Raw genomic sequence first — 13,245 nt, 5'->3', positions numbered from 1 at the left:
CGGCAAACAGAATTCAAATGAGACTTACATGTAAGGTCCCTACCTTAACGTATTAGGCGCACCCCACATTTATACATATCTGTAGAACGACCGGAAAACATAGATTAAACCGCAGCATTTAGCGCAAAAAAACCCCCGGATCTCACAGGATGAATACATCCGATGATAACCCGAGGGCACTGATTTTTTTATTCGAAAGAACGTACTTTCAGTACACGCATAACATTTAGTACGGCAAGCAGTGTTACGCCCACATCGGAAAATACAGCCTCCCACATGGTAGCAATACCGAAGGCACCCAACGTGAGAAACACGCCTTTGACACCGAGCGCAAATATAATATTCTGCCACACGATGCGACGCGTATGCTTGGCGATATGAATCGCTGTAACCAGTCTCGAAGGCTCGTCGTTCATGATCACGATATCCGCCGCCTCAATCGCGGCATCTGAACCCAAACCGCCCATCGCTACACCCACATCTGCCAGCGCCAGCACAGGGGTATCATTAATCCCGTCGCCCACGAACAAAATCTTGTCGCCCGCTTTTTTACTTGCAGACAGTTGTTCAATCGCTTCGGCTTTATGCTGGGGTAACAGCTCTGCACGTACTTCGTCCAGACCCAACTGTCGTCCTACGGCCTCTGCAACCGTCCGGCTGTCACCTGTCAGCATGATCGTTTTCACTATACCCAGCTTTTTCAGTGAAGCAATCGTTCGTGCCGCGTCCTCTTTGACCTCATCCGAAATCAGGATACATCCGGCGTACATTCCGTCTACAGCTACATGAACGACCGTTCCCTCATCAAGTGTTCCTGCACGTTGTGCGTCGTTATAAGCGACTTGCTCCCGCTCCATCAGCTTCGCATTCCCGGCCAACACCAGACGACCATCTATGTGTGCCTGAATTCCATGGCCGGAAATTTCGCTATATTGCTGTACCCGCTCGGCTTGAAGCTCCTTGCCATAGGATTCACGCAGGGAAGTGGCAATAGGATGTGTGGAGTGCAGCTCAGCCAAAGCGGCCGTTTCCAGCAAACTTTCCTTCGTAAATTCCCCGACAGGGTAAATTCCTGTTACACGGAAAACCCCTTTGGTGAGTGTACCTGTTTTATCAAAAACAGCATATTTCACATGGTTCAGTGCTTCAAGATAGTTCCCGCCTTTAATCAGCACACCTGAACGAGAGGCTGCCCCGATTCCGCCAAAGAAGCCCAACGGAATGGATACGACCAGCGCACATGGGCAAGAAATGACGAGGAAAACAAGTGCACGATATACCCAATCTGCAAACAGTGCCCCCGGTACGAAGAGCGGTGGAACGACTGCCAGAAGCAACGCAACGATAACCACAACAGGAGTATAGTATCTGGAAAACTTGGTGATAAACTTTTCGGTCGGCGCTTTTTTGGCGCTCGCATTTTGCACCAGCTCCAAAATTTTGGAGACCGCCGATTCGCTGAATTCCTTGCTAACCTCTACAGTTAAAAGTCCGTTTGTATTTATAAATCCGCTCATCACACTGCTTCCCGGCTCCACGGTACGAGGCACGGATTCACCCGTCAACGCCGAGGTATCCACATGCGATTTTCCGTCTACAACTTTACCATCCAGCGGAATCTTCTCGCCCGGCTTGATTACAATCAGATCACCTACACGCACATCCTCGGGTGACACACGACTTACGGAATCAGCTGTCTTCAGGTTGGCATAGTCCGGTCGAATATCCATAAGGTCGCTGATGGATTTGCGCGAACGATTGACCGCAATCCCCTGGAATAGCTCACCGATTTGATAAAAGAACATGACGGCTACGCCTTCCGGATATTGCCCAATTGCAAATGCGCCAACCGTTGCCACCGTCATCAGGAAATACTCGTCAAAAGCCATTCCCCGCACCAGACTGCGAACAGCCTGCAAGACTACATCTCCGCCGACAATGATATATGCCAGTAAAAACAGTGCCAGCTTGCCTAGGCCCTCTACAGGCAACCACCAGGCAACTGCCGCAACGACTGCACCGATAGCCAAGCGTGCAATCATCCGGCGCATACCGTCTGTACCGTGGTCATGTGTATGCCCGGCATGGCTGTCATCCTCATGCGAATGTGAATGAGCATGTGTGGAATCACCATGATCATGTGCATGTTCGCCATGGTGGTGGCCATCATGGGCATGAACTTCCTCAGCATGTGCTTCATGACTATGAGTATGACCTGTGTGGCTGTGAACTCCATGTTGTTGGCCGTTCTCATGCGTATGTCCTTCACCATGCTCATGACTATGGGGGCGCTCCCCTGAACTGCCTGCCTGTGCGGCACCCGCCACACTGCGATGGATCTCACTCGAGCGTCCACGTGCGCTTTTTTCGATCATACGGACGTGAGGCTCCAGTCTGTGAACCTTCTGTTCCGTTTGACGAAGAATCTCCTCTTTTTGATCCGGGCTTGCTGTCATCGTCAATGTTTTCGTCACAAAATTGACCGAGCAATCAAGTACACCTTCTATTTTACTGACTCCATTTTCAATCTTCAGAGCACAGTTGGCGCAATCCAAGCCTTCCAAAATCCATTCGTGCCGTTCCGTTCTTTTCAGAGCATCCATAATCATTGGCCTCCAATTAACTATATATGAGCAACTGTTCATATATTATTTATTAAGGCCATTATATTCAGGATCAGGGTCAAAAGTCAATGACAATAGCCTCTTTTCGCCAAAAAAAGCTCCGATTCCCCAGACAAACACCAAAAGAGCGCCATGCGCTGGCGCTCTTTTGTTTTTTGGTCCAAAAATCATTGATGTGAAATGTGCTGGTGGGTTTGCAAAAATATCTGCTCCACATGATTATCATCCAGCGAATAAAACACCGTCTTGCCTTCCTTGCGGCGTTTGACAATCCGCAAATTACGCAAATAACGAAGCTGGTGAGATACGGCAGATTGCCCCATATTCAATACCTGGGTCAGATCATGTACACACAGCTCCTTCTGAGCCAAAGCGTAGATTAGCTTGATCCGTGTCGGATCACCCAAGGCTTTGAACAGCTCCGACATTTTGTATGCGATAGAATCCTCAACAAGGGAAGATTTTATGTGCTCGATTTCTTTGTCTGAACCGTGACAAGCCGGCTCGCAATCCAAAGCTTCCGTTTCAGAATTCATCCATTTCACCCCGTGTATTTCGACTTGATGCTCCTATTATAGCAAATTCGTAGAATTTACGAATAGCTTATATTACAGCTTGCCCTGTAACAGAGAATTTTCAAGTCTCAATGCCTGGCTACCCACCCTGTATAGCGTTGCGCTAAATAAGGCTTAATTCAACGTTTTTAATGCTTCATCACTGTAGGGAATAATTTCTTCTATTTGTTGATCACGTAACTTCACCGCAAACGCCGGATCAACCAGCAAAGCCCGTCCAACCGCAACCAGATCAGCTTCCTCTCGTTCTACTTGCCCCACGAGTTGTTCCAATCTTGCCTCTACACTACTGGATTGATCGGTTTGACGACTATTATTTTTTTCCAAATCACTCAAAAAGGCCTTTTCCAAACCAATCGAGCCCACAGTAATAACTGGCTTGCCTGTAATCTTTTTGGTCCAAGCTGCCAGGTTTAGATCTGACCCTTCAAATTCCGGTTCCCAAAAACGGCGGCTTGAGCAATGGAATACATCCACCCCCGCCTTCACTAATGGAGCCAGAAACTGTTCCAGTTCCTGTGGTGTCTGTGCCAGTTTTTCTTCATAATGGTACATCTTCCACTGGGAGAATCTCAATACAATTGGGAAATTCGGCCCCACTGCACGACGACAAGCCTCAATGACCTCCACTGCAAACCGAGTACGCTGGGCCAAATTGCCTCCGTATTGATCGGTACGCTTATTGGTTTTGTCCCAGAAAAATTGATCGATTAAATAGCCGTGTGCTCCATGAAGCTCAATGCCGTCAAAACCCACTCGCTGGGCATCGGCAGCGGCCTGAGCATAAGCTGAGATAATATCCGCAATCTCCGCCTCCGTCAATGGCTCAACCACCTTTTCACCGGCGGGAGAGATACCGGACGGACCGACAGGCAATGCCTCGGGATTCGGTTGATTATCCGCACCTATTTTACGGGCCGTACCCACATGCCAGAGCTGCGGTATAATCTTGCCACCTACCGCATGAACCTCCTCGACTACCTTGGCCCATCCCTTTAATCCCTCACCATAAAAATTAGGAATGCTCGTATGCTCCACGGCTGCGGGATGATTAATAGCAGTTCCCTCTGTAATAATCAATCCAACTGCATTTTCCGCACGGCGACGATAATACGCGGCTACATCAGACCCTGGAATACCTTGAGGAGAAAAATTCCGTGTCATAGGCGCCATAACAATCCGATTGGGAAGAGATAAATTACCTGCCTTAAAAGGTTTAAACAGTAATTCTGTGTTCATTACTTTTTCCTCCGCTCTCCACTAGTATTATCGTTTTCATTCTACTGTTATACAATTCCATTTTACACATATGTAAACTTGAGTTCAAGCAGCCACAGTTTATAATTCCAATATGCTGCACAAAAAAAGAAGAAGCGGCTCTAAGTCCGCTTCCTCTTATCTAATTAGTTTGTACTTATTAGTGTGCTACCATGTTGTATTCCATAATCCATACAGAACCACCAACGACGGTCAACAGGATAACTACACCGAAAATCAAAGTCATGACATTCCAGCGTGGTCCATTGCTTTCACGGATGTGCATGAAGAAGAAAAGCTGAACCAGAAATTGCAGCACTGCCGCGACTAAAATAACAACCATAGTCGAAGTGCGGCTCAACATATGATTCATAACCACACCGAGAGGAATGATAGTCAGTACGATGGACAGAATAAACCCGATAACATAGGATTTCACTGAACCGTGAGAATCATCATGACCATGCGAACCCGCTCCTGATTGATGCTGTGCCATCTACATCACCCCCATCAAATAGACGACTGTCAGCAAGAAGATCCAGACAGCGTCCAAAAAGTGCCAGTACAAGCTCAATGCCGAAACTTTGCCCTTTGTCTCTGGTGTAAGCCCGCGCTTTTTCAACTGGAACATGAGTCCAATCATCCAAACCAGACCTAACGAAACGTGAAGTCCGTGCGTTCCAACCAAAGTGAAGAATGCCGACAAGAACGCACTGGTTCCAAAATTGGCTCCTTCGTGTACCAACTCAACAAACTCGTAAACCTCAAAACCGATAAAACCAAGACCCAGGATCGCTGTCACGATTAACCAGCTGATTAATCCCTTCATGCTACCTTTGTTCATGGCCAACACAGCCAGACCACTTGTGAAGCTGCTCGTGAGCAAGAGGAACGTTTCAATAATAACGCCCGTCATGTTAAACAGCTCTGCGCCACCCGGTCCTCCAGCTGTGTTGTTCCGAAGGACGACGAAGGTTGCGAACAAGGTACTGAACAGGATCACATCCGTTACGAGGAAGATCCAAAAACCAAGCATCTTCAACTCTTGCGGATCGTGATGCCCGTGGTCATGATCATGGCTTTGATGTGCTGCAGCTTGTGCCATTATACAGACCCCCTTATTGCCGCTTCCGTGCGTTTTACTTCATCCGCAGGGATATAGTAGTCGCCATCATAGGAGAAGAACGAACGGCAAATCATACAAATTGCCACACCGATCAGCCCTGGAATATAGAAGAACGACCATCCGAATACGAACCCGAAACCTGCAATGAAAAAGAATACCGACATAATGAATGGAATCGCCGAGTTCTTCGGCATATGAATCGCTTCAATTGGCGGTTGCTTTCTGAAAATACCTTTTGCACGTTTATCTTTTTCTGCCCACCAGTCATCGCGTTCTTCCACTTGCGGAATGGTAGCAAAATTGTACTCCGGTGCAGGTGAAGGAATCGACCATTCCAACGTATGGCCACCCCAAGGGTCGCCTGTTGTATCCTTCAGCTTGCGGTAATTCTTGATGCCCAGAAGAATTTGAAGAACCTGGAACAAGAAACCAATTCCCATCAGGAATGCCCCAACGGTCGAAACGAGGTTAAGCGGCTGCCAGCCGGTATCCCAGCCATAAGTGCTCAGACGACGCGTCATCCCCATCAGACCGAGAGAATATTGCGGAATAAAACATACATAGAAACCGATGTTCCAGAACCAGAAAGCCCATTTACCAGGCGTTTCAGGCAATGTGAAACCAAACATTTTAGGCCACCAATAGTAAAGACCTGCCAAGTAACCGAACACTACACCACCAATCAGAGCGGAGTGAAAGTGAGCGATCAGGAAGTAACTGTTATGGAACTGGAAGTCTGCAGGCGCTACAGACAACATTACGCCCGTCAAACCTGCAATCAAGAAGTTCGGAATAAAAGCAATTGACCACATCATAGGGGTCTTAAATGTGATCTTACCCCGATACATCGTGAACAGCCAGTTAAATACTTTAACCCCTGTCGGTATTGCGATAACCATCGTCGAAATCGCAAAGAATGCATTAACATCTGCGCCTGATCCCATCGTGAAGAAGTGATGCGCCCAGGTGAAGAAGGACAAGATCGCAATAATGAACATGGCGTAAACCATGGACTTGTATCCAAACAATTTCTTTTTGGAGAATACGCTGATGACCTCGGAATAAATACCGAAGGCAGGCAAAACTACAATGTATACCTCAGGGTGACCCCACATCCAGATCAAGTTGATATACATCATCGGGTTACCGCCGAAGTCAAGGGTAAAGAAGTGTCCTCCTCCAAAGCGGTCAAGGAATAGCAAAGCTAAAGTAACCGTCAGAATTGGAAACGCGAAAATGATAATAACACATGATGAAAATACGGACCACGTAAAGATAGGAATTTTCATCCAGGTCATACCAGGTGCACGCATTTTAATAATGGTAACAATAAAGTTGATACCCGTAGCCAATGAACCTATACCAGAAATCTGAATACCCCAGATATAGAAGTTCTGACCGACGCCGGGACTAAATTGCAGTTCTGAAAGCGGTGGATAACTCAACCAGCCTGCGTCTGGCGAACCACCGATAACGAAGGACAGGTTGAACAACATCGCTCCCATAAAGAAAAGCCAGAAGCTCAATGCGTTCAGGAAAGGAAACGCAACGTCACGCGCACCAATTTGAAGTGGTACGGCGATGTTAAACAAACCAAACATCAACGGCATCGCCATAAACAAGATCATGATCGTGCCATGTGTTGTGAAAATCTGGTTGTAATGCTCAGGATGCAGGAGTGTAACATCCGGAGTAGCAAGTTGAATACGCATCAATAATGCATCCACGCCACCGCGGAATAACATCAAGATGGCCGCAAGAATATACATAATACCGACTTTTTTATGGTCAACGGTAGTCAACCAGTTTTTCCAAAGCCAGCCCCATTTTTTGAAATAAGTGAGCACAAACACGATCCCGATCATTGCTAGTGCGATGGAAACGTCCGCTCCATAGATCATCGGGTCTCCAGTAACGAAGAAAGTGGATGCAAACTCTTTTATTTTGTCAAGCATTGGGGGCCTCCTTCCCTGTAATCATTTAATTGTGTCCGCTCATATTCATATGACTCATGTCCATTGCAGCTTTATCCTCTGTGCCGGACTTGGAAGAACCTTCTGTGGATGCTCCTTCACCATGTCCTGCATGCGGGTTAGAAGCACCGTCTACTACGTACTTGGTTACAATTTCCTGGAACAAGCCGTCGGGAATCGAAGAATACTCATCAGGCTGGGACAAACCTGGTTTTGCAAGCGCCAAATAGCCGTCCTTCGTCAGCGGCTTAGACTGCTTCTTGATGTTAGCGACCCAGTTTTTGTACTCTTCATCCGACTGAACCTCTACATCAAAGCGCATTTGTCCAAAATGCTCACCGCTAAAGTTTGCACCCGAACCAAAGTAAGTTCCTTCGTGGTCGGCCTGCAAATGCAGTTTCATAGCCATGCCTGACATGGTGTAGATCTGACCGCCCAATTGCGGAATCCAGAACGAGTTCATCGGGGCGTCGGCAGTCAGTTCAAAACGGACCGGAACACCTTTAGGAATGTGAATTTCATTGACTGTAGCAATACCTTCTTCCGGGTACATGAAGAGCCATTTCCAGTCCAGTGAAGTCACTTGAATGGTTACTGGCTTTTGTGTACTTGCCAACGGCTTGGAAGGCTCCAGCAAGTAGGTATACCTCGCGGTTATAACCGCAAGAATCAAGATCACTACGATTGGAATAGCCCACCATACGGTCTCCAGCTTTTTACTGTCATCCCAGTGGGGTTGGTACTTTGCTTTGTTATCCGGTGCGTCGCGATATCGCCAAATGATGAAAAAAGTCAAAATCATGACCGGTACAATCAGAAGTGCAGCCATAGACGTTGAAAGAATGATCAGCTCTTTTTGTGCTTGCCCAATAGGTCCTTTCGGATCGAAAACAACGTATTTTCCGCCAGCATAAAAACACGTCCAAATGAGCAATGCTACCGTGAGCACGGTCAAAACCAACGCAATAATCGCTTTTGGTTTTTTGTTCATGTTGTTCCCCTCTCCTTAAATAATAAATTACTCAAAACTAACGAACTCCTGTAATGTTGCCCCTATATAAGATATCAGAAAAGCAGGGACTTTTTTTATTGTTAACAGAATTGTCGATTATTTGTCCGTTTTTTGTGAAAAATCTCTCTTAAAATAAAATTTCTCTTGCAAATTCAAAATTTCTTGTTAATTCAAAGATGACATAATAAAAACGTTATTGTGTATCTTGAAGAAGCTATATTAAAGCAAAAAACGGGACTCCTTACAGTTATCATGCTACACTGCTCGAAGCCCCACGTTGTTGTTTTTATTATATGTTTTCTTAAAATATTTTTTCAATTGTTTTAACGATGTCCGTTTTCTTGGTCTTCCTTCTTGCGGGCAATGACCAGCCCTTTTCCGATCATATAAATAAAAAATCCGCCAACGACACATCCAATACCCACCATTAAATATATATTACGATCACTTAGATTACCTAAATTGAACAAAATAAGAATAATGCCCACAATCCAAGCGATCCAGGCGATGACAGACACCGAGCGGCTCATTTGCTTTTCGTTCGATCCTGATTTTCTAAAATTCGAAGCCATATCCTCCACTCCCCTTGGTCTAAAATTGTTGAAACGCCCTCTTCAGGTATTTTGTCAGTATGCACAATCACTGTGATTTTATTCTTGATAGCCTCACCATACTTCTAGCAACCTGCAATTTCATCCTGGGTATTATTACCCCGGAGGGCTTGCTGTTCAAACAAAAGGGAGCGGAGACAGGCCCATGTCCGCTTTATCCTCAAAGTGCATGCTCTTTTAGCGTCTGGTCTCCAGCCAGTTGTTACTTACCACATTTCGATACCAGTAGTAGCTTTCCTTGGGGGTGCGGGTCAGAGTGCGAAAATCGACATGAATCATACCGAATCTCATATTATACCCTTCCGCCCATTCAAAATTGTCCATGAGCGACCATGCCATATAGCCTTTCACATGAAGGCCGTCATGAATCGCCCGATGCACCTGCACCAAATGCTGCTGCATATAGGAAATACGGCGGTCATCCTGAACCTTGCCATTCACAATCTCATCGTTAATACAAGCCCCGTTTTCTGTAATATAAATATCGATGTTGCCGTACTTTTGCAAATAATGCAGGACCTCATACAGCCCGCGCGATTCCACCGGCCAGCCGATATCTGTCACAGGCAGCCCCATATTAATCTCTTCGGATTGAAGGAATCCAGCTTCGGGATTAAAACGATTGACGGACATAGCGTAGTAGTTTATACCGATCAGATCAATAGGTTCGCTAATAATGCCCATATCTCCTTCCTGAATCGGTACGGTAGCTCCTTGCCCGGCGAACCAGTCTACCAGAAACTGAGGATACGAACCCTGGTAGATGGGCTGGAGAAACCAGTCACTATGCAGGGAAACCGTACGCGCACACGCCGCTTTGTCTTCCTCGGAAGTGCTATAGGGTACAGCCCAGGAGACATTCGGCGCTATGCCAATCTGACCACTGGTGCCCAACTCGCGGAAACGGCGTACGGATAGGCCATGCGCAACCAGTAGATTGTGCCCAACGTTGATGGCTGTCTGGAGATTGGTCAGACCGGGAGCATGAACTCCCAGCATATTGGATAAAAAGGCGATGCACCACGGCTCATTGAACGTCAGCCAATGGTGTATCTTTCCATGGAACTCGCGGAACATCGTCTCTGCATACTGGACGAATGCCTGAATCGTGCGACGGTTTTCCCATCCTCCGGCATCTTGAAGTACCTGTGGCAGATCCCAGTGATACAGCGTACAAAACGGCTCAATTCCATTTTCGTTCAACATATCCACTACACGATGATAATAGTCCAGCCCTTCCTGATTGACTTCACCGTCACCATTGGGGAATATACGCGGCCATGACACCGAAAAACGATATGTACGAATGCCCAGCTCCTTCATCAGCCGAATATCTTCTTCATAGCGATGATAGCTGTCACAGGCTACATTCCCGTTATCTCCGTTGAACACCTTGCCGGGCGTATGGGCAAAGGTATCCCAGATGGACAAACCTCTTCCATCCTCCTCATAGGCCCCCTCGATTTGATAGGCTGCCGTTGCCGTCCCCCACATAAAGTCCTGCGGAAATTGAAAAAAGGTCATATTTTTTCTTCCTCTCCATCAATAATAATCGAATGTCTGTCCGTAGTTTCCTGCTCTTTGGTAAAATTCCATGACAAAATGAATCCTCCATGTTCTGGATCAGGCTGAGCCTTCCGAGCATCTGCACTGAACGGATGGGCACTGCGAATCGTGCAGCGTCCAGTCGGGACGTATGCGGCAAGTTCCGCGCGAACGAGTCGGGCACTGGACCATTCCATGTTGACCGTCATCCCGCCTTGTCCCCGCAATCCGCTGACCCGCCCCTCCGACCATGCCGAAGGCAGAGCGGGCAGTAAGGTCAGCTCACCCGGACGACTTTGCAGCAGCATTTCCGCAATCCCCGCCGTCGCGCCGAAGTTGCCGTCGATCTGAAAAGGCGGATGAGCGTCGAATAAATTCGGATAGGTCGAACGCGACAGCAATGTGCGCACATACCGATGTGCTGCTTCGCCATCCTCCAACCGAGCGTACAGGTTAATCAACCAGGCACAGCTCCATCCGGTATGACCACCGCCATGATCAAGCCGTCGGCGCAGCGATATGCGGGCTGCTTCTGCCAGCTCCGGGGTATCACGAACATGGATTTCTCGTCCGGGATACAAACCATACAGATGTGAAACATGTCGATGTCCCGGCTCCGCTTCCTCAAAATCGGCAAACCATTCCTGTAACTGTCCGTGACGACCAATCTGGTAGGGCAGCAGGCGTTGCAGTGTCTCTTCACAGCGGTTGCAGAATTCACGGTCTAATTCCAGCAGGTCGGCAGCCTGGATGCAGTTGCCCAGCAGCTCTCGAATTAGCGTCATATCCATCGTTGAACCCATGGATATACTGCAATCCTCTCCGTCCAGGGTTTTAAATTTGTTTTCAGGTGATGTAGAAGGTGAGGTCACAAGCCAGCCGTCCGGGCCTTCCACGAGCCAATCTATACAAAAGGCGGCCGCTCCCTTCATCAGCGGATAAGCTTGTTCCGCCAAATAAGCTGTATCCTGAGTAAACAGATACCGTTCCCATAAATGGGCGGTTAGCCAGACACCCCCGAGCGGCCAAAAGGCCCAACTGGCATGGCCTCCTGACGGTCCGGCATACCTCCAGACGTCTACATTATGGTGGGCCGTCCAGCCTTGAGCGCCATAATGTATCGAAGCAACTCTGCGTCCCGTACGGCTAACTTCACCAATCATGTGCAACAAGGGTTCATGGCACTCGGCAAGATTGCATATCTCCACCGGCCAATAGTTCATCTGGGTATTAATATTCGTTGTATAATCACTGTTCCACGGCGGCTGCACCCGGTCATTCCAGATACCCTGAAGATTGGCGGGCTGACTGCCCGGACGCGAACTGGCTATCAGTAAGTAGCGTCCATACTGAAACAACAGCACCTCCAAATCCGGGTCCGTCTGACCTTCGCGGTACTGCTCCAATCGCAAGTCAGTCGGAATTTGTCTTTTTGTCATTCGATCCTTCCCGGTATCATCCCCAAGCTCTAACTCGACGCGGCCAAATAGTTCCCGATGATCTTGCTCATGCCGTCGCTTCACCTGCTCGTATCCAAGCGAGACTGCTTTATCCAGAGTAACTTGGCATACGCCTGTCGGTTCCGCTGCATCACTGTCCGGTTTAGTATCAAATCCCCGGAATCCGGTAGCTGCGGCCAAATACACCGTGAGTTTATCCGCACCCGATACACTCAGCACTCCGTCAGCATCCTCTGTCAGCGTCCCCCCCTCGGGGATAACCCGCGTCTGAACCGCAAAGGCCATCCCCAATTCATCCTCGTAAACAACCGACTGCGGATGATCCCCGCGATAATTGGACTCCACATGGCTGGGCGCTCGTCCGGTTAACGTAATTACGTCCCTCGTTGATTCATCAGATGGGCCCTCTTCCTTGTCACTATTCCATTTCGATGAATCACCAAAATGTGCATCCTCGCCAGCCTCGGTTTCACAAGGATGCGGTGTAGTTATACGCACGATTGCATTGATCTTTCCAGGCCTATCCGCAGTCAGCGATACCATAATAATTCCATCTGGTGCACTGGCGATAACTTCACGGGTATAGCGGACCCCATCACTCTGAAAAGTGACCGCTGCCGTTCCGGTCAGCAAATCCAGTTCCCGTTCATAATGCGCAATTCCCCCTAGGCCCTCCTGCGTAAACCACAAATCTCCCAAAGGCTGATAAGCCTCCGTATCGCGACCTAGCATATTCGTATTAATCAGATGTTCCGCGTCCTTGTATTTTCCGTCCGCAATCAGTTCCCTGACGGGCTTCAAATATCTCAATGCACCATATTGAACGCCGTCTCTGGAAAATCCGGACCAGAGCGTATCCTCGTTTAATTGCAAACGCTCCTCCCCGATCCCGCCAAAAACTATCGCGCCCAGCCTCCCATTGCCGACAGGCAATGCTTCCTCCCACACCTTAGCAGGCTGGCGATACCATAAACGCAGGGATTTCTGCTTTTCGCGTTGTCTCACATCAAACCCTTCCCCCATTGAGATTAAACAGAGCGCCAATCCCGTATGAACCACAAG

Annotated in this window: 10 protein-coding genes; all 10 read right to left on the bottom strand. The window is 48.0% G+C overall.

Features of this window, described 5'->3' with window-relative positions; translation table 11 throughout:
• Positions 1-188: 188 nt before the first annotated feature.
• Entirely contained in the window at positions 189-2,603 is a 2,415-nt protein-coding gene (locus E0698_RS09680; RefSeq protein WP_192511419.1) for a heavy metal translocating P-type ATPase, read from the bottom strand.
• Positions 2,604-2,791: 188 nt separating this feature from the next.
• Entirely contained in the window at positions 2,792-3,160 is a 369-nt protein-coding gene (locus E0698_RS09675) for an ArsR/SmtB family transcription factor (RefSeq protein WP_014278144.1), read from the bottom strand.
• A 153-nt stretch (positions 3,161-3,313) separates the two neighbouring features.
• Positions 3,314-4,438, bottom strand: coding sequence for an NADH:flavin oxidoreductase (locus tag E0698_RS09670; RefSeq protein ID WP_192511418.1), 1,125 nt, complete (start codon positions 4,436-4,438; stop codon positions 3,314-3,316).
• A gap of 178 nt (positions 4,439-4,616) precedes the next feature.
• Positions 4,617-4,952, bottom strand: a complete 336-nt coding sequence (gene cyoD / locus E0698_RS09665; protein ID WP_134912595.1) for a cytochrome o ubiquinol oxidase subunit IV — start codon at positions 4,950-4,952, stop codon at positions 4,617-4,619.
• Positions 4,953-5,561 (bottom strand): cytochrome o ubiquinol oxidase subunit III, encoded by a 609-nt coding sequence (gene cyoC / locus E0698_RS09660; RefSeq protein WP_192511417.1) that lies wholly within the window; start codon positions 5,559-5,561, stop codon positions 4,953-4,955.
• Entirely contained in the window at positions 5,561-7,537 is a 1,977-nt protein-coding gene (locus E0698_RS09655) for a cbb3-type cytochrome c oxidase subunit I (protein WP_134912591.1), read from the bottom strand. Before E0698_RS09655 ends, cyoC begins: the two co-directional genes overlap by 1 nt.
• Positions 7,538-7,562: 25 nt before the next feature.
• Positions 7,563-8,546: a ubiquinol oxidase subunit II gene (gene cyoA, locus E0698_RS09650; RefSeq protein ID WP_134912589.1), complete on the bottom strand. Its 984-nt coding sequence runs from the start codon at positions 8,544-8,546 to the stop codon at positions 7,563-7,565.
• Positions 8,547-8,890: 344 nt separating this feature from the next.
• Positions 8,891-9,139, bottom strand: a complete 249-nt coding sequence (locus E0698_RS09645; protein ID WP_134912587.1) for a hypothetical protein — start codon at positions 9,137-9,139, stop codon at positions 8,891-8,893.
• 216 nt (positions 9,140-9,355) lie between these two features.
• Positions 9,356-10,702: a GH1 family beta-glucosidase gene (locus tag E0698_RS09640; protein WP_192511416.1), complete on the bottom strand. Its 1,347-nt coding sequence runs from the start codon at positions 10,700-10,702 to the stop codon at positions 9,356-9,358.
• Positions 10,699-13,206 carry a glycoside hydrolase family 95 protein gene (locus E0698_RS09635; RefSeq protein WP_202894844.1) on the bottom strand — a complete coding sequence of 836 codons (2,508 nt, stop codon included), beginning with the start codon at positions 13,204-13,206 and terminating at the stop codon, positions 10,699-10,701. Before E0698_RS09635 ends, E0698_RS09640 begins: the two co-directional genes overlap by 4 nt.
• Positions 13,207-13,245 lie beyond the last annotated feature (39 nt).

Origin of the sequence: Paenibacillus sp. 23TSA30-6 (assembly GCF_014858585.1) — a bacterium.
GTDB lineage: Bacteria > Bacillota > Bacilli > Paenibacillales > Paenibacillaceae > Paenibacillus.
The sequence above is the reverse complement of the archived record's forward strand: the minus strand, read 5'-3'. Positions and strand labels throughout refer to the sequence as shown.

Excerpts from the sequence above, each read along its gene's own strand:
- E0698_RS09680 (WP_192511419.1), bottom strand. The coding sequence starts at position 2,603 with ATGGATGCTCTGAAAAGAACGGAACGGCACGAATGGATTTTGGAAGGC.
- E0698_RS09675 (WP_014278144.1), bottom strand. The coding sequence starts at position 3,160 with ATGAATTCTGAAACGGAAGCTTTGGATTGCGAGCCGGCTTGTCACGGT.
- E0698_RS09670 (WP_192511418.1), bottom strand. The coding sequence starts at position 4,438 with ATGAACACAGAATTACTGTTTAAACCTTTTAAGGCAGGTAATTTATCT.
- cyoD (WP_134912595.1), bottom strand. The coding sequence starts at position 4,952 with ATGGCACAGCATCAATCAGGAGCGGGTTCGCATGGTCATGATGATTCT.
- cyoC (WP_192511417.1), bottom strand. The coding sequence starts at position 5,561 with ATGGCACAAGCTGCAGCACATCAAAGCCATGATCATGACCACGGGCAT.
- E0698_RS09655 (WP_134912591.1), bottom strand. The coding sequence starts at position 7,537 with ATGCTTGACAAAATAAAAGAGTTTGCATCCACTTTCTTCGTTACTGGA.
- cyoA (WP_134912589.1), bottom strand. The coding sequence starts at position 8,546 with ATGAACAAAAAACCAAAAGCGATTATTGCGTTGGTTTTGACCGTGCTC.
- E0698_RS09645 (WP_134912587.1), bottom strand. The coding sequence starts at position 9,139 with ATGGCTTCGAATTTTAGAAAATCAGGATCGAACGAAAAGCAAATGAGC.
- E0698_RS09640 (WP_192511416.1), bottom strand. The coding sequence starts at position 10,702 with ATGACCTTTTTTCAATTTCCGCAGGACTTTATGTGGGGGACGGCAACG.
- E0698_RS09635 (WP_202894844.1), bottom strand. The coding sequence starts at position 13,206 with ATGGGGGAAGGGTTTGATGTGAGACAACGCGAAAAGCAGAAATCCCTG.